Source organism: Alcanivorax sp. NBRC 102024, from assembly GCF_001602235.1.
Taxonomy (GTDB): Bacteria; Pseudomonadota; Gammaproteobacteria; order Pseudomonadales; family Alcanivoracaceae; genus Alcanivorax.
In genome coordinates this window covers 238,868-262,472 of sequence record NZ_BDAS01000004.1, presented here as the reverse complement: position 1 = coordinate 262,472, position 23,605 = coordinate 238,868, and the positions used below count along the sequence as shown (strand labels likewise).

Here is a 23,605-nt window from a genome sequence, read left to right as displayed (position 1 = left end):
TCCGTTAAAACGCGTCGCTGACACGGGTGTGTGGCTTCATCTTGAAGGTATCTTCTTCCACCTGTTCCGGCTTCCATACCCGGATCGCCCAGATGAACAGGCCGATCAGGAAGAAGGCACTCGGCGGCAACAGCATCATGCCGTTGGTCACGAACCAGCCACCATCTGCAGCCTTGGTCAGGATCTGCTGACCAAACAGGCTGCCGGCACCCAGCAGTTCACGGATGAAGCCCAGGCCCAGCAGGATCACGGAGTAACCCAGGCCATTGCCCACACCATCCAGGAAGGACGGGATCGGCGGATTCTTCATGGCGAAGGCTTCCGCACGCCCCATCACGATACAGTTGGTGATGATCAGCCCCACGAACACGGACAGCTGCTTGGAAATGCTGTAGGCGTAGGCCTTGAGGAACTGGTCCACCACGATTACCAGCGAGGCAATAATGGTCATCTGCACGATGATCCGGATGCTCGAGGGAATCGAGTTACGGATGCAGCTCACAAAAAAGTTGGAGAACGCCACCACCACGGTCAGTGCGATACACATGGTCAGAGTGGTGCTCAAGTTACTGGTTACCGCCAGGGCGGAGCAGATACCCAGGATCTGCAACGCGATGGGGTTGTTGTCGAAAATCGGACCAAAAAGAATGTCCTTGGTTTTCTCCGCCATTACGCGTCTCCTTCCTGCTGTACGACCGCTTCACCGTTCTGCATGCGCTTCAGGTAGGGACCGAAACCGTTTTCGCCGACCCAGAAGCGCAGCAGGTTGCTGACACCATTACTGGTCAGGGTTGCACCGGCAAGACCATCCACCTTGTGCTCGGCATTCGGCGTTTTGCTGTCCACGGAACCCTTGACCACCTGGATTTCCACTTCACCCTGCTCACCGTAAAGCTTTTTGCCTTCCCACAGGGCTTTCCATTTCGGATTGTCCACTTCACCACCGAGGCCCGGAGTCTCACCGTGCTCGTAGAAACCCAGACCGGACACGGTGTTGGCATCCGGCTCAAGTGCCAGGAAACCATACAGGGTGGACCACAGGCCATAGCCGTGAACCGGCAGAATGATGCGACTCAGCTCGCCGTCATCACCACGGGCCAGGAACACTTCCGCTACCTTCGCCTGGGACTTGATGCCGGCGATATCCTCTTTACCGCTGAGTCGCTCGGAACGCTGGGGATCCTTGGCAGCCTTACGCTGGTCATAGGATTCCGGCATCTCGACGTATTCACCGGTATCGATATCGACAAAACGACGTTCAATACTTTTGAACACCGTGTTCACATCCACGCCGGGCTGGTACAGGCCAGCGGCCTGCAGGATGTTCATGCGCTTGTCCAGCAGCTGGTTCTTGCTCTGTACCGGCCGCAGGCTTACCGCTGCGGTGGCAACCACCACACCGCATACCACACAGACCAGAAAGGCAACCAGCAGCGTCTTGCCTACACTTTCTTTATTCGCTGACATTTACACTTCTCCCCCGGTCCGGCGCAGACGACGACGAACGTTCGCCTGTACAACAAAGTGGTCGATTAACGGCGCACAGAGGTTGGAGAACAGGATGGCCATCATCACACCCTCCGGGAACGCCGGATTCACCACCCGGATCAGAACAACCATGACACCGATCAGCGCGCCAAAGATGTACTTGCCGGTATTGGTCATGGAAGCCGATACCGGATCGGTCGCCATATAGATCATGCCGAAGGCAAAGCTGCCCACGGTCAGGTGCCAATACCAGGGCATGGCAAACATGGGGTTAGTGGCGGAACCCACCGCATTCAGCAGGGTGCTCAGTGCCACCATGCCCAGGAATACGCCCAGCACGATGCGCCAGGAGGCCACCTTGGTCAGCAACAGTGCCGCACCACCGATCAGAATCGCCAGGGTGGACGTTTCACCGATGGAGCCCTGAATACCGCCCAGGAAGGTTTGCATCCAGGAGATGTTGGCACCGGCATCGGCGGTCAGGTTGCTGGCGAAATCCAGCTGCCCGGCGGCGGCCAGCGCCAACGGCGTCGCACCGGAGAAGTTATCCACTGCCGTCCATACCGCGTCACCGGACATTTCTGCCGGATAAGCGAAGAACAGGAATGCCCGCCCGACCAACGCCGGGTTGAGGAAGTTCTTGCCGGTACCGCCAAATACTTCCTTGCCGATAACCACGCCAAAGGAAATCCCCAGGAACACCTGCCACAACGGGATGGCCGGAGGCAGAATCAGGGTAAACAGGATCCCGGTAACGAAGAAACCCTCGTTCACCTCGTGACCGCGTTTCCAGGCAAACAGGCCTTCCCAGATGAAACCACCCAGATAGACCACAATCAGAATCGGCACGTAGTAAACCATGCCGTGCAGCAGGTTCGACCACAGACTGGAGGCATCAAAGCCTGCCAGCGCCATGACCAGATCGCTACGCCAGCCGGGAATCGGGCTGAAGCCTTCAGCAATCTGCAGGTTGGCCTGATAACCGGTGTTCCACAGCCCGAACAGAATTGCCGGGAAAGCGCAGAACCACACCGTCATCATGATCCGCTTGAGATCGATACCATCACGTACATGCGCGGAGGACCGGGTCACCGAATCCGGGGTGTACAGCATGGTGTCGAACATTTCGTAGAAGGTGTAATACTTCTCGAACTTGCCGCCCTCGTGAAAATGCGGGGCAACCTTGTCGTCCAGAAAACTTCTCATGCCCATGCTCAGCTCTCCGCTTCAATGGTGGTGAGATTGTCGCGCAGAATCGGACCGTATTCGTACTTGCCCGGGCACACAAAGGTGCAGAGGGCCAGGTCTTCTTCCACCAGCTCAAGCGCGCCCAGTGCCGTGGCACTGTCGGTATCGCCAACAATCAGAGCACGCAGCAACTGGGTTGGCAGGATATCCAGCGGCATCACTTCCTCGTAGGCGCCCACCGGCACCATGGCCCGCTCGGAACCGTTGGTGGTGGTGGTAAAGTTGAAGCGCTTACCCGGCATCAGCTTGGACAAGTAGATGTTCATGACCGAGAAGCGGTTCACGCCCGGGGAGATATACCCCAGCAGTTGACGTTCATGGCCTTCAGACAACACTGTCACCTGATTCACGGTGCGGTTCAGGAAGGCCACCGGCCCCTGAGCATTATGACCGCCGAACACAGAGCCGCTGATCAGGCGGTTATCGCCCTCTTTCAGCTCACCCTGAACGAAGTCATCGGTGCTGGCGCCCACGCGGGTACGCAAGGAACGCGGTGTTTTCACCTGCGGGCCGGCCAGAGCCACCACCCGCTGGGAATAGATTTTGCCTTCGGTAAACAACTTGCCGATGGCAATCACGTCCTGATAACCGATCGACCATACCGTCTTCTTCAGGCTAACCGGGTCCAGGTGATGAATGTGTGTACCCACATTGCCTGCCGGGTGCTTGCCGGCAAAGGCTTCTTCACGGACCTGACCGCCGGCAAAGCTTGGCAAATCGGTGTTGGGGCCACGACATACCCACACCGGGCCATCGGTGAGACGGCTCAGCACGGCAAGGCCATGACGGAAAGCCTGCTCGTTTTCCTTGATAACCAGCGCAGGCTCCTGGGCCAGCGGGTTGGTATCGAGTACGGAAACGAAGATGGAGTTCGGAATACTGCCCGGCGCCGGTACCTTGCCGAAGGGGCGAGTCCGCAACAAGGTCCACTCGCCGGAGTCAACCAGCTGACGCTGGACCGTTTCACGGTCCAAACCGCCAATCTGGTCGGCACTGTAGGAATCAAAAGTGACTTCGTCTTCCTGCTCGGCCACTTCAATCACCACCGATTGAAGCACGCGCTTGTGGCCACGATTGATCGCCACCACCTTGCCCGCTGCAGGAGCGGTGTATTTCACACCCTCGGTTTTCTTGTCCGTGAAGATCAACTGGCCTTTTTTGACCACATCGCCTTCGCGGACCTCCATGGTGGGTTTCATGCCCACATAGTCACCGCCGAGCACGGCAACAGAACGAACCTGGTGGCCTTCCTCAATCGTCTGGCGCGGCGCACCAGCGATGGGCAGATCCAGGCCCTTCCTGACTTTAATCATAGTTTCTCGCCCACGTTGCGTGTTGCTGAAGTCGAGGCACATCCGCCTGCAAGCCCCGAAAAGCGGGGAAAATGCCGAGGATGTTCGCTAAAACCGGAATTTGACTTGGGAGCTAGCAGCTGCCAGCGGCGCCATTATAAAGACGCACCTGCCCATCCGCCAGCACCGTCCGACCCGTCTTTCGTCGCACAGAACTGCTTTGGTGCAAAAGAAAAGCCGGTCATGCACCGAAAAAAAGCCCGCAGCGCGGGCTTTTTATTCAAACGCCGTTCAGTCCTTCGGATACGCCGGGTATTCCACCCCGGAGATCTGCTGCAGGATGCGCAACACCTGACAGCTGTAACCGAACTCGTTGTCGTACCACACGTACAGTACGCAATGGCGCCCACTGACAATGGTAGCCTCCGCATCAATCACGGAAGCGTGACGGGAACCCACGAAGTCGGTGGAGACCGCATCCGGGCTGCTGACGAAATCCACCTGGCGCTGCAGCGGAGAATGCAGGCTCACCCAACGCAGGTACTCGTTGAGTTCTTCCAGGGTGGTTTCCTTGCCCAGGGTCAGGTTCAGGATCGCCATGGACACGTTCGGGGTCGGTACCCGGATGGAGTTGCCGGTGAGCTTCCCTTTCAGGGACGGCAGCGCCTTGGCAGCAGCCGTCGCCGCACCGGTTTCGGTCAGCACCATGTTCAGGGGAGCAGAGCGGCCGCGACGAGGACCTTTATGGAAGTTATCCAGCAGGTTCTGGTCGTTGGTGTAGGAATGCACGGTTTCCACGTGGCCGTATTCGATGCCGAACTTGTCTTCCAGCGCCTTCAGCGGCGGCACGATGGCATTGGTGGTGCAGCTGGCAGCGGAGATGATCTTGTCGCTGTCCTCGATCATGTCGTTATTCACGCCATGAACAATGTTTTTCATATCACCTTTGCCCGGCGCGGTCAGCATGACACGGGCAACGCCCTTGCACTGAAGGTGCTGGGAGAGACCTTCCGCATCGCGCCACTTACCGGTGTTATCGATCACCACAGCATTATTGATGCCGTACGCGGTGTAATCGATGGCAGACGGGTCACTGGAGTAGATCACCTTGATGAAGTTGCCGTTGGCGATGATGGCATTTTCTTCTTCATCCACGGCAATGGTGCCGGCGAACGGGCCGTGCACGGAGTCACGACGCAGCAGGCTGGCACGCTTCTGCAGGTCACCCTTGCCGGACTCACGCACTACGATGGCTTTCAGGCGCAGGCCGTCACCGGAACCGGCTTTCTCGATCAGCAGACGGGCCAGAATACGGCCAATACGACCAAAACCGTACAGCACCACGTCCGTGGAGCTGGGCACCGGCCCCTTGTTATTGACCGCTTCCGCCAGCTCTTCGCGCACATAGTCCTCAACGGACAGGCCGCGGTTGTCTTTCTTGTACTCTACCGCCAGTTTGCCGATATCAATGCGGCAGGGGCCCAGGTCCAGCTTGTTCACTTCCTGCAGAATCGGGAAGGAATCCACCACAGACAGCTCGGAATCTTCGACCTGCTTGACGAAACGGTGGGCTTTCAGGATCTGGATAACAGACTTGTTGACCAGGGAACGGCTGTAAACAGTGGTGGTGACGTTCTTTTCGCGATGCAGCTTGCCAATCATCGGGATCATGGCTTCTGCGATTTCTTCGCGGTTCTTCCAGCGTCCGAAGTGGTCTTCCAGTTTGTTCACGGAGATGCCCCTCTCAGGTTGGGTTCGGGTGAAGAAAACCGTGGCTGGCACCGAAATGCCCGGTTTCTGCGTTCACCGGCGGTGGAGTTTGGGGCGCGAATAATATCGCCAAACGCCACGTTTATCCACCCAAATGGCGGGGATATTACGGTTTCACGAACAATGCTTTCACACGTTCACGCAACACCGGTAAAACCGCTTCCTCGAACCAGGGCCGCTGGCGCAGCCATAGCCGGTTTCGCGGGCTCGGATGAGGCAGCGGGAAGTAGCCAGACTGCAGGGCCCGCTGGAAATCCCGGACATTGTCCGACAGGGTCTTGCCCGGCGACGGCAGGTAGTATTTCTGCGCATACTGCCCCACCAGCAGGGTCAGCTGCAGATCCGGCAGCTCCGCCAGCAACCGTTCATGCCACTGGGGAGCACATTCCGGCCTGGGCGGCAGGTCGCCCCCCTTGCCACGGCCCGGGTAACAGAACCCCATGGGAATAATGGCGATCTGGTTTTCGTCATAAAAGGCTTCCCGGTCCATCTGCAGCCAGTCACGCAGACGGTCCCCGGATGGATCATTCCAGGGAATGCCGGTTTCATGGACCCGGGTGCCCGGTGCCTGCCCCACGATCAGCAACCGGGCGCTCTGCCCTGCCCGCACCACGGGGTTCGGCCCCAAAGGCAGATGGGCCTCACACAACCGGCAGGCCCGGACCTCCTCCAATAAAGGAATCAGTGAACTCATGCCACCGGGCTGTCCGAACGGTGCAGACGCATCAGCCCTTCCTGCGCCACCGAGGCCACCAGGGTGCCGTCCTGGCGATAGATGGAACCGAAATTCATCCCCCGGGAGCCTCCGGCAAAGGGGCTCTCGCTGCGATACAGCAGCCATTCATCAATACGGAAATCCCCGTGGAACCACATGGCATGGTCGATGCTCGCGCACTGCACATGGGGCTGCCAGAAGTTCATGCCGTGGGGCAGCATGGCGGTCCCCATCAGCCCGAAATCCGAGCAGTAGGCCAGCAGCGCCCGCTGGGTCATGGGGTCTGCCTCCACCGAATCGACCACCTTGAACCACACTTCCCGCAGCGGCGGTTCCGGCTGGGAAGAAATCGGATCACGGGGCGTGACCGGGCGGAATTCCACCGGCCGATCCTGGAGAAAGGCTTCGCGGTACTGTTCCGGCAACCGTGCCACCAGCTTCTGCCGGGCCGCCTCGTCATTCTCCAGGCCTTCCGGGCCGGCCACCTCCGGCATGGGCGCCTGATGGGCAACGCCCTCCTCTTCGACCTGGTACGACGCCGCCAGCGAGAAAATCGGCCGGCCATGCTGGATGGCGTTGACCCGGCGGGTAGTAAAGCTCCTGCCGTCCCGAATGCGGTCCACATCGTAGACAATGGGCTTGGTGAAATCTCCGGCCCGCAGGAAATAGGCGTGCAAGGAGTGCACGGAACGATCAGCTGGCACGGTTTTCGACGCCGCCAGCAACGCCTGCCCTGCCACCAGCCCCCCAAACACACTTTGCTGGCCGTTGGCCTGGCTTTGCCCCCTGAACAAATTATTTTCCAGCTGCTCCAGGTCAAACAGCGCCATCAGTTCCCGAACCGATGCATTCATAGCCAATCCTCAGCGCAAAAAACAAAACCGCATCTTAACCGCTGTCAGCCCGCATGTTCAGCCCCCACCCTGCAGGAGCCCCGGTTGACGCTGCAATGGCCGGGGAAGCCCCTCACCGCTACAATACGCCGCCTGATACCCCACCGAACACGCAGGAAACGGGTCTTAATGAAGTTACTCCCTGACAGCCCTCTTTTCCCCACCGGCCCCGAGCACTACAAAGACTGGGCCGGGCTGGACAGCGGTAGCCTGGCTGCGGTGCTGGCCGAGCTGGCCCGAAGCCAGGACCATCTTTTTGTGGTGTTGGCCCCCAACAGCAGCCGTGCCCAGCACCTGGCCGACTCACTGGATTTTTACCTGGCGGGCAGCCAGACGCCGGTGATGCTGTTTCCGGACTGGGAGACCCTGCCCTACGACCTGTTCAGCCCCCATCAGGACATTATCAGCGACCGTATCCGCGTGCTTCACCAACTGCCCACCAGCCACAAGGGCATCCTGGTCGTCCCCGTGAATACCCTGATGCAGAGGCTGGCACCACCACTGCACATCACCGGCAACAGCTTCCTGCTCAAGGTGGGCGACACCTTTGACATGGAAGCGACCCGCCAACGGCTGGTGGCCTGTGGCTATCGACAGCGGGATAACGTCTACGAACATGGTGAATTCGCCGTACGCGGCGCCATCATGGATATCTTTCCCATGGGCGCGGATCAACCCTTCCGTATTGAGCTGTTCGACGACGAGATCGAATCCCTGCGCCTGTTCGACGCGGAAAGCCAGCGCTCCACCGGCAAGGTGGAAGAGATCACCCTGCTGCCGGCGGCGGAATACCCGCTCAGCGCTGACGGCATCAGCCGCTTTCGCACGGCTTTCCGCGATACCTTTGACGTGGACACCCGCGGCGTACCGCTCTATCAGGATGTGTCCGATGGCCTGTCGGCGCCGGGGCTGGAGTACTACCTGCCCTTGTTCTTCGAGCACATGGCCACCCTGTTTGACTACCTGCCCGACGATGTGCGGCTGGTGGAAATGGCCGGCAGCCAAGGTGCCGTGGAGCATTTCTGGGCGGACGTGGAACAACGCTATGAATCCCGCCGCCACGATATCCACCGGCCCATTCTGGCACCCTGGAAACTGTACCTGCGTCCGGAGGAGCTGGGCGCCTCCCTCAAGCAACATCCCCGGGCAAGGCAGACCGGCAGTGATGCCGACAGGAAACATGCCATCCAGTTCGACGTGGCAGCCATGCCGGCACTCACCGCCGACGTGCGCGCCAGCAATCCGCTGGCCCTGTTGCATACCTTCGCCGACGCCCATCCGGACACCCGCATTCTGCTCTGTGCGGAAACCGCCGGCCGCCGGGAGGCCCTGCTGGAGCTAATGCAGAAAATCGGCATCCAGCCATCGCTGAAAGACAACTGGCCGGACTTTATCGCCCGGCCGGAGCGCTGGAGCCTGACCCGTGGCGAGCTGGATGCGGGCTTTTACGCCCCCGAACATGAACTCTTGGTGGTCACCGAAAACGACCTTTACGGGGAGCGCGTCCTGCAACGCCGGCGCCGTAAATCCAGCAGCGACGATGGCGCCGCCGAGCAGGCTTTCCGCTCCCTGGGCGAGCTCACGGAAGGCTCCCCGGTGGTGCATCTGGAACACGGCGTGGGCCGCTATCTGGGCCTGATCCACATGGAAGTGGACCGCCAGCAACATGAATTCCTGCTGCTGGAATATGCCGGCGGCGACAAACTCTACGTGCCGGTCTCTTCTCTGCATCTGATCAGCCGCTACGGCGGCGGCGATACTGCCCCGCTCAACCGGCTGGGCACCGAGCAGTGGAGCAAGGCCCGGCAGAAGGCGGCGGAAAAAATCCACGATGTGGCCGCGGAACTGCTCAACACCTACGCCCGCCGCGAGGCCCGCCAGGGCAAGCAGTTCGACGTGGACATGAGCGATTACGAGCGCTTCAGCGCCGGCTTCCCCTTTGAGGAAACCCCGGACCAGCAGGCCGCCATTGCCTCGGTGATTGCCGACATGCAATCCAGCCAACCCATGGACCGGCTGGTGTGCGGCGATGTGGGCTTCGGCAAGACCGAAGTGGCCATGCGCGCCGCCTTTGTGGCGGTGGAAAACCAGACCCAGGTAGCGGTGCTGGTGCCCACCACCCTGCTCGCCCAGCAGCATTACGAATCCTTCACCGACCGCTTTGCCGACTGGCCGGTGAATATCGAAGTGTTGTCACGGTTCCGCAGCGCCAAGGACAAGACCCAGGTCCTCAAACGCCTGAAAGAAGGCAAAGTGGATATCCTGGTGGGCACCCATCAGTTGCTGCAGGAAACCGTGTCGTTCAGCGACCTGGGGCTGATCATCGTGGACGAGGAACACCGTTTCGGGGTACGCCACAAGGAACGGCTCAAGCAGATGCGCGCCGAGTGCGATATTCTCACCCTCACCGCCACGCCGATCCCCCGCACCCTGAACATGGCCTTCAGCGGCATGCGCGACATCTCCATCATCGCCACCCCGCCGCAGAAACGCCTGTCCGTAAAAACCTTCGTGCAGCAGCACAACGACACCACCATCAAGGAGGCCCTGCTCCGTGAGCTGCTCCGGGGGGGGCAGGTGTATTACCTGCACAACGACATCGACACCATGGAGCGGACCGCCGAGGACATCCGCAAGCTGGTCCCCGACGCCCGGGTAGGGATTGCCCACGGGCAGATGCGCGAGCGGGAACTGGAAGCGGTGATGAGCGACTTCTACCACCGTCGCTTCAATGTGCTGGTTTGCTCCACCATCATCGAAACCGGTATCGATGTGCCCAGCGCCAATACCATCATCATTGATCGGGCGGACAAGCTGGGGCTGGCTCAGCTGCACCAGTTGCGTGGCCGGGTTGGCCGCAGCCATCACCAGGCCTACGCGTATCTGATCACGCCAAGCCCCAAGGCAATGACCAAGGACGCCCTCAAACGACTGGAGGCCATCGAACAGGCCACCGACCTGGGGGCCGGCTTCATGCTCGCCAGCCAGGATCTGGAAATTCGTGGCGCTGGGGAACTGTTGGGCGAAGAGCAGCATGGCAACATCGAAACCATCGGCTTCAGTCTCTACATGGAGATGCTGGAACAGGCGGTGGAAGCCCTGAAACGGGGCGAACAACCGGACGTGGAAAAGCCCCTCAGTGGTGGCCCGGAGCTGAACCTGCGAATTCCCGCACTGATTCCCGAGGATTACCTGCCCGACGTGTTCGGCCGATTGACACTCTACAAGCGCATTGCCGGCTGCAAGACCCGCGATGGCCTGAAAGAGCTGCAGGTAGAGATGATCGACCGCTTCGGCCTGCTGCCGGAACCGGTGAAAAACCTGTTTGCGGTGACCGAGCTGCGTCAGCAGGCAGAACGACTGGGCATCACTCGACTGGATGCTCACGCCGGCGGCGGCAAGCTGGAGTTTGGCGAGCGTACACCGGTGGACCCGCTGACCATTGTCAAACTGGTCCAGTCCGGGCCCAACCGCTTCAAGCTGGAAGGGGCCAATGCGCTGCGTTTTGTAGAGGGCAGTGACAATGCCGAGGAACGCATTCAGGTGGTCGACGCCCTGCTCAAGCGCCTGTCCGCCCAGAGTATCAAACAGGATACGGGCAGCTAACCCGTGAAAACCGACCGGTCAGACTGTTGGTCGTGAACCGGAAGTGTGAACTGGTTATAGTCATTGCAATAACAAACGATGTGGGTGCGTAAGGGGAAACGCCTTGATCCGGATGAGGCGACCAGCACCAGGAAGGCACCGGAACTCTCTGCCGCCAAGCCGGGTTCCACAGGCAACAGGAAATGCCCGCTCCCACGTCAGCATCACGATAAGGCCTGCGCACGGGCCATCAAAGGAGAGTTTCCGATGCTTCGCGCATTCTTTCTGGTCGTGCTGGCCCTCGTGGCCAACGCCGCCATTGCCCAGAGCTGGTACAACATCGAAGTGCTGGTGTTTGCCCGCGATCACGGCGGCAGCGACGAAATCTGGCCCGCGGATCTGCAGCCACGCTATGCCTCTCACTCGGTCACCATTGGCGAACCACAAGTCAGTGAGTACGCCGACCCGGATGCTCTGTCCCAGGGTGCCTGGCAGCCTTTACCGGAGGATCAGACTGTATTGCAGTACATGATGGAGCGCATGGCCGGCACCGGCGAGTATCGCCAGCTTTACCACAAGGCCTGGCGTCAGCCCATCGGCAACAAGAGCGAGACGGTGCCGGTCTACCTGCGCGGCGGCCAGAGCCTCAGCACCGATGACGGCCAGGTTCCGGAACTGGAAGGCACCCTGCAATTCCACCAGTCCCGCTACGTGCATGTGGAGCCCCGCATCTGGTTCAATACCCAGAGTCATGGCCAGCGCTTTTATGTGAAAATTGATGAAAGCCGCCGCCTCACCGGCCACGAAGTCTACTACTTCGACCATCCCATGTTCGGCATGCTGGTGCGAATTACCCGCTAGAACCCCGGCCCAGCCGTAGGAGCGTCGCTGGCGGCGCGATAACGCAACAGTGACGAGTTGCGAGAAGCGAGTTTCGAAAATCAAAACCCAGGGGGCAGGGAAAGCCCGGTCTTCGCTCCTCGTCTCTCGTCACTCGCAACTGGATTGAACTATCGCGCCGCCAGCGACGCTCCTACGGTGGCCATTCACCACTGTCCCGCACCGTGCCACCTTATTCCCCCACCCCATAACACCGCTTGTCAGAAATAACAGATCCGTACAGGCGCACCGCCGTTTCCCGCGCTAAAGTAAACCCAAGGGCCTTACCCGGCCCTCACAATACGCTCCCGTACGGGCCTACCCGCCCCACCGGGAAAGGAGCCGTTGCCATGTTCGTTACCCTCGAACAGACCGACGCCGCCGAACTCCACCAATTCCGGGATCCGGCAACCGGTCTGCGCGCCCTGATCGCCCTGCACTCCACCCGATTGGGCCCTGCCCTCGGTGGCTGTCGCTGTCTTCCCTACCCCGATGAACACACCGCCCTGAATGACGTCTGCCGTCTTGCCCGCGGAATGAGCTACAAGGCCGCCCTGGCAGGCCTGCCACTGGGCGGCGGCAAGGCGGTAATCATGGAACCAGACAAACCCTACGACCGGGCTGCCCTTTACCGTGCCTTCGGCGACGCCGTTAACCGCCTGGGCGGGCGCTATATCACCGCCATGGACGCCGGCACGGAAATCACCGATCTCGACCAGGTAGCCACCCGAACCCGCCATGTATGGGGCTTTTCCGGCGACGGCATGGACCCGTCACCCTATACCGCTCTGGGTGTATTCGCCGCCCTGGATGCGGGTATCCGCCACCGCTTCCAGCGCCACGGGGCCAAGGGCCTGCACATCGCCATTCAGGGCCTGGGCCATGTGGGCAGCCAGCTCGCTCTGATGCTGGCCCGGGCCGGCGCCAGACTCACCCTGGCGGACCTTGACCCGCGCCGGGCCCAGCGGCTGGCAGACCGCCTGAATACCCGGTGGGTACCCGCCGACAGCCTCTACGACGTGGCCTGCGATATCTTCATGCCCTGCGCCCTGGGCGGCGTGCTGAACGCCGATACCATCCCCCGCCTGCACGCCGGGTTGATTGTGGGCGCCGCCAATAACCAGCTGGCCAGCGACGACGATGCGCAACGACTACGCCAGCGCGACATCCTCTACACACCGGACTACCTCAATAACGCTGGCGGTCTGATATCGCTGGCGTTGGGCCACCGGCAGGAAGACCGCAGCACTATCCGGCAGAAAGTGCTCGGCATTGGCCGCACCCTCAGCCAGCTACTGGACCAGGCGGACCAGCACCATCTCAGTCCGGCACAGATGGCCGACCGGCAGGCCGAACAGCGCCTTCACGGCGACACCGGCAAGCACGCCTGGGAAGCCGCCTGAACGCCGCCAAGGAGGATGCCATGTTCACGTCTACGCCCTACGACATGCACCACCGACTACCGGACCTGCCGGAGAACACGGACTGGCCACGGCTGGTGGACGGCTACCGCCATATGACGCTGATTCGCACCTTCGACAAGAAGGCGGTGAATCTGCAACGCACCGGCAAGCTGGGCACCTATGCCTCCTGCCTGGGCGCCGAAGCCATCGCCACCGCCGGCGGCATGGCCCTGCAAGATAATGATGTCTTCGTGCCCTACTACCGGGACCACGCCACCCAATACCTGCGCGGCGTACCGTTGCATCTGATCCTGCAGTACTGGGGCGGCGACGAGCGCGGCAATGCCTTTCCGGCGGATACCCCCGCCGTCCGCGACCTGCCCAACTGCGTCCCCATCGCCAGCCAGCTCACCCAGGCCGCCGGCATCGCCACCAAGGCCAAACTGGACCACGCAAAAGCCGCCGTGCTGGCCACCTGCGGCGATGGTGCCACCTCCCGGGGTGACTTCCATGAAGCCCTCAATGTGGCCGGCGTCTGGCAGCTGCCGCTGGTGGTGATGGTCAACAACAACCAATGGGCCATCTCCGTGCCACGCAGCCTGCAGACCGCCAGCGACACCATCGCCCAGAAAGCCGTGGCCGCTGGCATCGAAGGCTTCCAGGTGGACGGCAACGACCTGCCCGCCCTGCTGGAAGCGCTGGATTACGCCCTGCACAAGGCCCGCCACGGCAAGGGCGCCACCCTGATTGAAGCGGTGAGCTACCGGCTCAGCGACCACACCACCGCCGACGACGCCGGCCGTTACCGCAAGGCCAGCGACCTCCATGCCGCCTGGCAACGGGAACCGGTGGCACGGCTGCGCCAGGCCCTGGCAGACGCCGGTCACTGGGATGCGGAGCAGGAAACGCAGTGGCTGGCCGAGTGTCAGCAACGGGTGGATACCGCGGTGGAGACTTACCTGAACCAACCACCACAGGCCCCCACCGACATGCTCGACTACCTCTACGCCGTGCTGCCCGAGGCCCTCAAGCCACAACGGCAACGTCTGCTGCAACAACAACCGGGAGGCCACCATGCATAGCGCCCAACCACACCCGGACACCAGCGTTCCGCTCAATCTGCTGGAAGCGGTCAACCAGGCCCTGCGCCACGCCATGGAGGCCGATGAAAACGTGGTGATACTGGGCGAGGACATCGCCACCAACGGCGGCGTTTTCCGTGCCACCGAAGGGCTGAAAGAGACATTCGGCTTCCGTCGGGTCATGGATACCCCGCTGGCGGAAAACCTGATCGCGGGGCTGGCGGTGGGCATGGCCAGCCAGGGCCTGAAACCAGTGGCCGAGATCCAGTTCATGGGCTTTATCTACGCCGCCCTGGAGCAACTGATCAGCCACGCCGCCCGCCTGCGCAACCGCACCCGGGGCCGGCTGAGCTGCCCGCTGGTGATCCGCGCGCCCTTCGGCGGCGGCATCCATGCCCCGGAACACCACAGCGAAAGCACCGAGGCCCTGTTTGCCCATATCCCGGGCCTGCGGGTAGTGATTCCTTCTTCGCCGGCAAGGGCCTATGGCCTGCTGCGCGCCGCCATCGCCTGCCCGGACCCGGTGCTGTTTCTGGAACCGAAACGGCTCTACCGCCTGCAACGGCTACCGGTGGAACTGGATGATGATCCGCTACCACTGGATCGCTGTTTTACCTTGCGTGCCGGCGAGGACGTGAGCCTGATCAGCTGGGGCGCCATGATTCATGAAACCCTGGCCGCGGCGGAGCAATTGGCCGCCGAAGGCATCAAGGCGGAAGTGATCGACGTGGCCAGCCTCAACCCGCTGGACAGGGACACCCTGATCGCCACCGCCAGCAAGACCGGCCGCGTGGTTATCGTCCACGAAGCGCCCCTCAACGGTGGCTTCGGTGCCGAGATTGCCGCCACCCTGGCCAGCGACGCGCTCATGCATCTGCTCGCCCCCATAGAGCGGGTCACCGGCTACGACTGCCCCATGCCCTACTTCGCCATGGAGCAGCATTACATCCCGAGCGTGGAACGTATCGTGGCGGCGGCAAAGGAGACGCTGAAGTATTGAGGGAAGGCTGGCACGGAACAGAGCCTCCGTAGGAGCGTCGCTCGCGGCGCGATAACCCAGTCTCGAGATACGAGGAACGAGAAGCGAAAACCTGGCTTTCCCAGATACAGGGTTTTGATTTTCGAAACTCGCTTCTCGCAACTCGTTCCTGTTGGGTTATCGCTCCGTCAGCGACGCTCCTACGGAAAGACACCGTCTCCGGCGTCTCGGCGTCAAGCGTGTTGCATGCCAGCGAGTGACCAAGGAGCGAATAATGCCCTACTTCACCCTGCCCGATCTGGGCGAAGGTTTGCAGGAAGCGGAAGTCGTCGAGTGGCACGTGAAAGAAGGTGACACCGTGAAGGTGGATGACCTGCTGCTCAGCGTGGAAACCGCCAAGGCCATTGTCGATATCCCCGCTCCCCGGGACGGCATCATCGCCACCTTGTTCGTGGCCAACGGCGATCTGGTGCATACCGGCGAACCGCTGCTGGCTTATGCTGGCGACGAGGGCAGCGGCAGCCAGACAGTGGTAGGCAACCTGCAGAGCCAGGAAGATGCGGACAACCCGGACAGTTTCGTGGTCGGTGCTGTACCGGACACCCGCCCATCAGGAGGCGCTCTCAACAGCACCACCCCCGCCATTCGCGCCCTGTCCCGTCACCTGGGCGTCAATCTGGACCAGATCAAGGGCAGCGGCCCGGCGGGCAGCATTACCCTGGAGGATGTGCAGCAGCACGCCAACCTGAAACACAGCCACGGCGACAGCACCCCACTCAAGGGCGTGGCCCGCACCATGGCAAAGACCATGACCCGCGCCGGGCAACAGGTGGTGCCGGTGAGTCTGTTCGATCAAGTCAGCGTCAGCCACTGGCCGCAGGACACTGATATTACCCTGCGCCTGATCCGTGCCATCGTCGCCGGCTGCCAGGCGGAGCCAGCGGTGAACGCCTGGTTCGACGGAGAGCAGCTCAGCATGCGATTGGTGGAGAAAGTGGACCTGGGGATTGCCGTGGATACCCCGGACGGTCTTTTTGTACCGGTATTGCGGGACGTGGCCAACCGGGAACCCTCTGACCTTCGGCAAGGCCTCAATCGCCTGCGCCGGGATGTGGAGCAGCGAAAAATTCCCGCCAGGGAACTGCAAGGCGCCACCCTGACCCTGAGCAACTTCGGTACCTTGGCCGGTCGTTATGCCACCCCGGTTGTAGTGCCTCCCCAGGTGGCCATTGTGGGTGCCGGTAAACGTTTTGCTCAGCCGGGTATTCGCAACGGGGAGTGGTTCGAGGATTGGCAACTGCCGGTCAGTCTCACCTTTGACCATCGTGCTCTGAACGGCGGCCAGGCAGCCCGTTTTCTGGCCGCGCTACTGGCTGACCTGGGTCATTAACAGCCTTGCTGCAGGTGCCATCTTTGCTGACGGCACCTGCACGGGCCGTTTTATTCAGCCAGATCCACGTTGTGATAGACGTTCTGCACATCGTCCAGATCGTTGAGCATGGCCAGGAATTTATCGAACAACTCCCGATCATCACCACTCACCGTGGTATAGCTCTGCGGGATAAACTGGATCTCGTCCACCTCGAAATCGATCCCTTCGAAAGCCGCGGTTAACGCCTGGCGGGCCTTGGCATATTCGGTGTTCGGGGTGAACACGGTCAGCATTCCGTCTTCGTTTTCCAGATCGGTGACATCCACATCCGCTTCCATCAGCGCTTCCAGCACCGCCTCTTCATCATCGTGGCGGAACACGAAAATGGCCGCGTGATCGAACATGTGGGCCACGGTGCCCTGGGTGCCGATCTTGCATTTGGTCTTGGTAAACGCCACCCGTACATCCCCGAAGGTGCGGTTGGGGTTGTCCGTCAGGCATTCGATGATCGCCATGCAACCGCCGGGGCCATAGCCCTCGTAACGGGCCGGCGCAAAATCTTCGCCGCCACCCCCTTTGGCCTTGTCGATGGCTTTCTCGATCACATGGCCCGGCACCTGATCCTTCTTGGCCCGGTCGATCAAACTACGCAGGGCCAGATTGGCGGATGGGTCCAGGCCACCTGCCTTGGCACAGACATAGATTTCACGACCATAGCGGCTATAAACCTTGGCTTTCATGTCCGAGGTTTTCGCCATGGATTCTTTTCGGTTCTGGTAGGCGCGGCCCATGGGATACTTGCTCCGAGAGTGATAGTCAGCCGCAGATTCTAGGGGAAAACCCGGAAATTACCTACGGCCGACGCATCCTCTCCTCGCCATGCCCCCTGACAGCTAATCATTCAGATAGTGCACCCCGGTCAACCGCTCCGATTCCTCCCACAACCGCTGTGCAACGGCCTGGTTGTCAGTGATCTTGCGGGCAAAGGCCGGGGCGGGATAGCCGCGTAACTCCATCAGCTTGCCATCCGGACCGTAATAGCCACCCGCCTCTACCGCATCGCTGGTGGCAGCCATGACACCGGGCAGACACCCCATCTGTGCAGACTGCGCCATGATCTTGTTGAACAGCCCCCCGCCGGGCACCGTATCCTGAAGGTGGGTTGCGGAATAGCCGGGATGGGCGGCCATGACCCGGATGCGCGAGCCGGATGCCTGCAAGCGACGCTGCAGGTCCTTGGCGAAAATCAGGTTGGCCAGCTTGCTCTGACAATAGAAGGGCCAGCGGGAATAACGTTTCTCCGCATTGAGATTCCCCCACATCAATTTCCCGCCCCGATGGGCCAGGCTGGATATCTGCACAATTCGCGGATCATCGGCGGATTCCAGACGCTCAATTAACTGACCGGTCAACGCAAAATGCCCCAGGTGGTTGGTGCCAAACTGCATTTCGAAACCATCCCGGGTTCGCTGCAACGGCGGCGCCATCAAACCCGCGTTGTTGAGCAACACATCCAGGGTGGCAAAGCGCTGCTTTACCGCCTCGGCAAAGGCCTTCACCGAGGCCAGATCCGCCAGATCCAGCGCCATGATTGACAGTCGGGCCCCGGGGGCTACCGCTTTCACCGCCTGTGCCGCCGCGTTGGCCTTGTCCGCGTTTCGACAGGCCATGATCACTTCCGCGCCCCGGCCGGCGAACAACTTCACCGCTTCCAGGCCGATACCGCTGTTGGCGCCAGTGACCAGAATCGTCTTGCCGGAAAGATCTGGAATCATCTCCGGCCGCCAGCTGGATTTGCCCATACGAGAACCTCTCCTGTCGTTGTGATGAAAATGATTGTGCACGGCAGCGGCTATCGCCACCCCTTCCTGCTGGGCCAATCGTGTGACACCAAAGGGAAAGCCTGAGATCGGCAACTGGTGAATCCACAAGACCCTGACTGAGCATCAGTGGTATGGTTCTGTGCTTGTTTTGACCCACCGGTGATGGCTGTGATGATCACCGGGCACAACGATTGACTGGGAGATCAACACGTGGGCAAGAAGTATGACCTGAATGGCAAGGTGGTTCTCATCACCGGCGCAACCGGCGGCATTGGTGCTGCCAGCGCGCGAGCGCTTTATTCAAAAGGCGCGAATCTGGTGCTGACGGATTTATCCCAGCAGTCCCTGGATTTGCTCGCCGCAGAATTTGATGCCCCCCGGGTACTCGCCGTGCCCCTCGACGTCACTGATGCTGCCGCCTCAAAAGCTGTCGTTCAGCAAGCCGTCGCGCACTTTGGCCGTCTCGATATCGCCTTTGCCAACGCCGGCATTGCCTGGCGGAACAATCCCGCAACCATCGCCAGCTGCGATGAGGACGAGTTCGAGAAAATTATCGACGTGGATCTGTTCGGCGTTTGGCGCACCCTGCGTGCAGCCCTGCCGGAAGTGCAGCGGAATCATGGCCAGATTGTCATTACCTCCTCCATCTATTCGTTCGTCAACGGCATGGTCAATGCCCCCTACGCCGCCTCCAAGGCCGCTGTGGAAATGCTCGGCAGGGCCTTGCGGGCTGAGCTGGCGGGTACCGGCGCCAGCGCCAGCGTGCTCTATCCGGGTTGGACCGCAACACCGATCACCGATCTCGCCTTCGGGGGTCATGCCACCGCCTCCGAGTTGATTGAAAGCGCCTTTCCTGCCGTACTGAGAAAGCAGGTGCAACCCGAGGAAATTGCCACTGCCCTGGTTGCCGGCCTGGCAACCCGTTCCGCCGCTATCATTGCCCCGGCCCGCTGGAAACCCTTGTCCATGTTGCGCGGGGTGATGAGCCCCCTCAGCGATGCGCTACTGGCGCGAAGCGATAAAATTCACCGCCTGGTGCGCGATATCGAATCGAATCGCTAGCAAGACCACCTCGCGGCATTTCCTGCCACTTCCTATACGGCAGGAAGTGTCGCGGGCCGGGCGCTACCCCTGCCCTGACTTTTCAAGCGTTGACTCCCCCACCACCACTGGCATGATCAACCTATCCCAGCCCGCAGTGCCAGCCAGGAGTCACCATGTCCAAACCCGTGATTGCCGATATCAAACCGCATAAAACCGAACTCAAGCCGGGGGAAACCTACTACTTCTGCCGCTGCGGCCGTTCTGCCAACCAACCTTTCTGTGATGGCTCCCATGCGGGCACGGATATCACCCCTCTCGGCTTTGAAGCGGACAAGGACGAAGGCTACCTGTGCATGTGCAAGCACAGCGCCTCTTTCCCGTATTGCGATGGAACCCACGCGCGCTTTGACAAGGATCAGGTCGGCAAGGAAGGACCCGGGCCGGATGCCATCTCCCGGGACGGCATGCCCAGCCCCAAAGCCACCGCAGAAGAACCGAATGTGGAGTTGATCCATGCGCTGGCGGAAAACGGCCTGGCCAAAATGGGCCATCATGGTCCCATGAGTGCCATGGGGGTGCCCCGGGACTGCCTGCCCAAGTGGGATGATATTCAGATCATGGTGGCACAGATGGCCACACAACCATTGCTGGACGATCAACCGGTGGGTACCGAGCTGGTTATCGGCCCCCGGGCAGACAAACCGTTAACCCTGGATATTCCCCTGATGGTCTCGGACATGAGCTTCGGTGCCCTCTCTGAAGAAGCCAAGGTGTCGCTGGCCCGTGGCGCAGAGCTGGCCGGCACCGGCATCTGCTCCGGAGAGGGGGGCATGCTGCCCGAAGAGCAGGCCGCCAACCCTCGTTACTTTTATGAATTGGCCAGCGCCATGTTTGGCTATAGCGAAGACCATCTTAAGAAGGTGCAGGCGTTCCACTTCAAGGGAGGCCAGGGTGCCAAGACCGGTACCGGCGGCCATCTGCCCGCCAACAAGAATGTGGGCAAGATTTCCCAGGTACGCCAGATTCCCGAAGGACAGCCGGCCATTTCCCCTGCCACCTTCAGGGAGCTGCACAGCAGCGATGATTTCAAACGTTTTGCGGATCGGGTACGGGAAGTATCCGGCGGTATTCCGGTGGGGTTCAAGCTGAGCGCGAACCACATCGAAAGGGACATACAGTTCGCCCTGGATGCCAGCGCCGACTACATCATTCTGGATGGCCGGGGTGGCGGCACCGGCGCCGCCCCGACCATTTTCCGTGATCACATCAGCGTGCCCACTATCCCTGCCCTAGCCCGGGCCCGCCGATTCCTGGATGACAAAGGCGCCAGTGGCAACGTCACCCTGCTGATCACCGGCGGCCTGCGCATGCCTATGGATTTTATCAAGGCCCTGGCTCTTGGCGCCGACGGCATCGCTCTTTCCAACAGCGCCATGCAGGCCATTGGTTGTGTCGGTGCCCGCATGTGCAACACCAATCAGTGTCCTGCAGGGATTGCCACCCAGAACGAAGCGTTGCGAAAACGACTGGACGTGGACCACGCCGCCCAACGCCTGGCCAACTTTTTCCATGCCTCCACAGAACTGATGCAAGTGATGGCCCGCGCCTGCGGACACGACCATCTGAATCAGTTCCGGTTGGATGATCTGGCTACCTTTGATCGGGACATGGCCAGCCTGGCGGGGGTTCGCTATAGCGGACTGGGCGGAGCCTAGCCTGAGCAAAATAAGTCTTTACCCGTGCTGTTGTACGCCATTGCCTACAAAGCAGCCCCTGCCTGTAAGAGAAATCTTACGTCAGGGGATGACCTGCGTGGCAACTGAGCCCGCGTTGCCCGACGGCCATAATATCTCCAATAATCAAACCTTTATAAAAGCTGGCTAATCGTCATTCGATCTTAAGGCCATAAAGACAGTCAACGCGGCGTGATCGCAAAATCTGTTCATCCCTTCAAACTCTCCGCCTGTCGCGATCCCTTTGCCCTGTCCGCCGTGCCGAAACTAATAATAAGTGAGACATGGTTCACTAACTGAGAGTGCACCAATGGCTTAGTTACCACTGCGATGACCGGCCCCCCCGGACCCAGGAAGGCACAAATGCGAACACAACGACTAGGATTTGTCGGATTAGAAGAAGACACGGTCAGTGCCTGCCTTTCGATGCTGAAAATCATCGACGGGCGCTCCTCGGTTCACTGGGATCAGAGCATCCCCGATGATGCGGATGTGTTGATGGTCGCGTGCGACAAGCAGGAACAGACCCGGCGCTCCGACCTGTCTGACAAACCCTGCATCGTGGTTTATCCGAACACCTATGACAGGCCCGCCTCCACGTTTAGCTTGCCCCATCCATTTCGGGTCATGCAGCTGCTTGATGTGCTTGACGATGTGGTACGGACCCTGACCACGGACACAACCCCGCGCCACACCAGCGCAACCGTGACGTCCACCACGCCGGATTCAACAACGGACTTCTGCGCGTCGTTGCATCATGTGATCAACGCCAAAGACGGACAACGCAGCGAGCTATATTGCAGTCACAGCGATGAGGGCCTGTTGCTGGTAAAACCCGCAAGCCATCGTTTTTATGCCCGCCCCGCCCTTCTCCATGCACTCAACGCCGGGACGGTTACCTTGTCACCACTGAGACCGTTCTCGGAGTCGGTTCCCGAAGGGATGGCTGCTCGCCCCCTGTTCGAGCTGGCCTGGATGACGGGCGCCAAACACAGCGATGGCTTGCTCCCCTGGCTGGACCCGGACAGCCAGTTCCAGTTAAGCCGCTGGCCCAGTGCTGCTGCCCTGAACAAGTCACGGCCCCTGCTTTCCCTGTGTGCATTGATGACCCGACGCGCGTTGGGCCGAGCGCAATTACAGATTTTGTCGAAATGCGATGAAGCCACCTTCAATCACTTCCTCAATGCCTGTGAAATTAGCGGGCTTCTGGTCAGTGAGCGCCGTCGTTCAGCGGCACAACCGACGGCTGTTGCGATGGAATCACAACGTTTTGGAGGCTTGATACGCGGCCTCAGAACTCGCCTGGGATTGAGCTGACAGCATGACGCATGACGAATTCAAGATCCTCTTTACCGGTCCAATGGGCGCGGGAAAAACCACTGCCATCGCCCAGTTAAGCGACGATGAATGCGTATCCACCGATGTGGTGAATACGGACCTGGAGCAATGCAACAAGGAAATGACCACGGCCGGACTGGATTACGGCTATATCAGCCTGGCGGATGGTTTCGGGGTTCGGCTATACGGCACCCCGGGACAGGATCGTTTCCGCTTCATGTGGCCCATTCTTGCCAACAATGCGGCGGGCGTGATTCTGCTTCTGAACGGTGAGCACCCGGATCTTGAGAAACACCTGGCCATCTACGCCGATGCCTTTGCCAACAACGGTGAAACACCACTGGTGGTGGGAATTGGCCGGCTGGCGGCCAACGATTTCAGCTGTGTTGATCTGGTAACGGAAAAACTGGCGAACATGGGCCTCTTCGTTCCCGTGATTTCCGTCGATGTCAGGGAAAAAGAAGACGTATTGCTGCTGGTGGAGACCCTTCTCTGCCAGATCGAAGCTCACGAGATGGAATTAATGGAAGTATGACTAACAAGAACCCCCTGGGTCAGGCAGCGACAGAGATAGCGCAACAACAACTGCAGAAGTTGCGGGCAACCACCACCGGAATCACCTCCGCAGTGTTGTTGAGCAGCGATGGCTTTGAAGTGACCTCGCTGGAAACGGACAAGGGCAAGGCCAGTCGACTTGCTGCCATGGGCAGCTCTCTGGCAGCGATCAGCTCTGCCATTGCCAAGGAAGCAGGCATCTCCGAATGTCGCCGTCTTATCGTGGAATCCGAGGAAGGTGTCGTGGCTGTCATGACAGTGCCGGACAGCTCTCCTCCTCTGGTATTGGCCGTTGTGGCCAATGATGCCTCCAGACTGGGGCAACTGCTCTGGGGCGCCAAACACTGCTGTGCAGCGTTATCAAAAAAGTTAAAAAAGTGAGTTAACTCCCTGGAAAAAGGGAAAA

20 protein-coding genes are annotated in these 23,605 nt (G+C 60.4%); 11 read left to right on the top strand and 9 right to left on the bottom strand.

Annotated elements, in window-relative coordinates; all coding sequences use genetic code 11:
* Window positions 1-4: 4 nt before the first annotated feature.
* The 7 genes from A0251_RS09120 to tesB form a co-directional block, all read right to left on the bottom strand.
* On the bottom strand, window positions 5-670 hold the full coding sequence (locus A0251_RS09120) for an NADH:ubiquinone reductase (Na(+)-transporting) subunit D (RefSeq protein ID WP_062816543.1): 666 nt from the start codon (window positions 668-670) through the stop codon (window positions 5-7).
* Window positions 670-1,467, bottom strand: a complete 798-nt coding sequence (locus A0251_RS09115) for a Na(+)-translocating NADH-quinone reductase subunit C (RefSeq protein ID WP_062816542.1) — start codon at window positions 1,465-1,467, stop codon at window positions 670-672. The genes A0251_RS09120 and A0251_RS09115 overlap by 1 nt, the downstream gene beginning before the upstream one ends.
* Entirely contained in the window at window positions 1,468-2,700 is a 1,233-nt protein-coding gene (locus A0251_RS09110) for an NADH:ubiquinone reductase (Na(+)-transporting) subunit B (protein ID WP_062816541.1), read from the bottom strand. It lies immediately after the preceding gene.
* 2 nt (window positions 2,701-2,702) lie between these two features.
* Window positions 2,703-4,049 carry a Na(+)-translocating NADH-quinone reductase subunit A gene (locus tag A0251_RS09105; RefSeq protein ID WP_062816540.1) on the bottom strand — a complete coding sequence of 449 codons (1,347 nt, stop codon included), beginning with the start codon at window positions 4,047-4,049 and terminating at the stop codon, window positions 2,703-2,705.
* A gap of 270 nt (window positions 4,050-4,319) precedes the next feature.
* Window positions 4,320-5,759: a glyceraldehyde-3-phosphate dehydrogenase gene (locus A0251_RS09100; RefSeq protein WP_082810813.1), complete on the bottom strand. Its 1,440-nt coding sequence runs from the start codon at window positions 5,757-5,759 to the stop codon at window positions 4,320-4,322.
* 145 nt (window positions 5,760-5,904) lie between these two features.
* Entirely contained in the window at window positions 5,905-6,492 is a 588-nt protein-coding gene (locus A0251_RS09095; RefSeq protein WP_062816539.1) for a uracil-DNA glycosylase family protein, read from the bottom strand.
* The gene (tesB, locus tag A0251_RS09090) at window positions 6,489-7,367 is read right to left on the bottom strand and encodes an acyl-CoA thioesterase II (protein ID WP_062816538.1); all 879 of its coding nucleotides are present in this window, start codon (window positions 7,365-7,367) and stop codon (window positions 6,489-6,491) included. The genes A0251_RS09095 and tesB overlap by 4 nt, the downstream gene beginning before the upstream one ends.
* Before the next feature lie 168 nt (window positions 7,368-7,535).
* Here tesB and mfd point away from each other — a divergent pair, with 168 nt between their 5' ends.
* The 6 genes from mfd to A0251_RS09060 all read left to right on the top strand — a co-directional run bounded on the left by mfd (window position 7,536) and on the right by A0251_RS09060 (window position 16,724).
* Entirely contained in the window at window positions 7,536-11,012 is a 3,477-nt protein-coding gene (gene mfd, locus A0251_RS09085) for a transcription-repair coupling factor (RefSeq protein ID WP_062816537.1), read from the top strand.
* A gap of 246 nt (window positions 11,013-11,258) precedes the next feature.
* Window positions 11,259-11,852: a peptidoglycan binding protein CsiV gene (locus tag A0251_RS09080; protein ID WP_062816536.1), complete on the top strand. Its 594-nt coding sequence runs from the start codon at window positions 11,259-11,261 to the stop codon at window positions 11,850-11,852.
* Between the two features lie 368 nt (window positions 11,853-12,220).
* Window positions 12,221-13,273 carry a Glu/Leu/Phe/Val dehydrogenase dimerization domain-containing protein gene (locus tag A0251_RS09075; RefSeq protein ID WP_062816535.1) on the top strand — a complete coding sequence of 351 codons (1,053 nt, stop codon included), beginning with the start codon at window positions 12,221-12,223 and terminating at the stop codon, window positions 13,271-13,273.
* 20 nt (window positions 13,274-13,293) lie between these two features.
* A complete protein-coding gene (gene pdhA, locus A0251_RS09070) occupies window positions 13,294-14,355 on the top strand; it encodes a pyruvate dehydrogenase (acetyl-transferring) E1 component subunit alpha (protein ID WP_082810812.1) in 1,062 nt (353 codons plus the stop codon).
* A complete protein-coding gene (locus A0251_RS09065) occupies window positions 14,348-15,355 on the top strand; it encodes an alpha-ketoacid dehydrogenase subunit beta (protein ID WP_062816534.1) in 1,008 nt (335 codons plus the stop codon). Before pdhA ends, A0251_RS09065 begins: the two co-directional genes overlap by 8 nt.
* A 253-nt stretch (window positions 15,356-15,608) precedes the next feature.
* Window positions 15,609-16,724, top strand: a complete 1,116-nt coding sequence (locus A0251_RS09060) for a dihydrolipoamide acetyltransferase family protein (RefSeq protein WP_062816533.1) — start codon at window positions 15,609-15,611, stop codon at window positions 16,722-16,724.
* 50 nt (window positions 16,725-16,774) lie between these two features.
* Here the strand turns inward: A0251_RS09060 and A0251_RS09055 are convergent, their stop codons facing one another.
* Together A0251_RS09055 and A0251_RS09050 are read right to left on the bottom strand one after the other, a co-directional pair.
* Window positions 16,775-17,497, bottom strand: a complete 723-nt coding sequence (locus tag A0251_RS09055) for a YebC/PmpR family DNA-binding transcriptional regulator (RefSeq protein ID WP_062816532.1) — start codon at window positions 17,495-17,497, stop codon at window positions 16,775-16,777.
* A gap of 102 nt (window positions 17,498-17,599) precedes the next feature.
* On the bottom strand, window positions 17,600-18,508 hold the full coding sequence (locus A0251_RS09050; protein ID WP_062816531.1) for an oxidoreductase: 909 nt from the start codon (window positions 18,506-18,508) through the stop codon (window positions 17,600-17,602).
* A 231-nt stretch (window positions 18,509-18,739) separates the two neighbouring features.
* Between A0251_RS09050 and A0251_RS09045 the strand changes: the two genes are divergently transcribed.
* From A0251_RS09045 to A0251_RS09025, 5 genes are all read left to right on the top strand, one after another.
* Window positions 18,740-19,591, top strand: a complete 852-nt coding sequence (locus tag A0251_RS09045) for an SDR family NAD(P)-dependent oxidoreductase (RefSeq protein ID WP_062816530.1) — start codon at window positions 18,740-18,742, stop codon at window positions 19,589-19,591.
* Between the two features lie 155 nt (window positions 19,592-19,746).
* A complete protein-coding gene (locus A0251_RS09040; RefSeq protein ID WP_062816529.1) occupies window positions 19,747-21,288 on the top strand; it encodes a glutamate synthase-related protein in 1,542 nt (513 codons plus the stop codon).
* A 381-nt stretch (window positions 21,289-21,669) separates the two neighbouring features.
* Window positions 21,670-22,623, top strand: a complete 954-nt coding sequence (locus A0251_RS09035; protein ID WP_062816528.1) for a hypothetical protein — start codon at window positions 21,670-21,672, stop codon at window positions 22,621-22,623.
* 4 nt (window positions 22,624-22,627) lie between these two features.
* Window positions 22,628-23,179 (top strand): ATP/GTP-binding protein, encoded by a 552-nt coding sequence (locus tag A0251_RS09030; RefSeq protein ID WP_062816527.1) that lies wholly within the window; start codon window positions 22,628-22,630, stop codon window positions 23,177-23,179.
* The gene (locus A0251_RS09025) at window positions 23,176-23,580 is read left to right on the top strand and encodes a roadblock/LC7 domain-containing protein (RefSeq protein WP_062816526.1); all 405 of its coding nucleotides are present in this window, start codon (window positions 23,176-23,178) and stop codon (window positions 23,578-23,580) included. The genes A0251_RS09030 and A0251_RS09025 overlap by 4 nt, the downstream gene beginning before the upstream one ends.
* The last annotated feature ends 25 nt before the right edge of the window (window positions 23,581-23,605 follow it).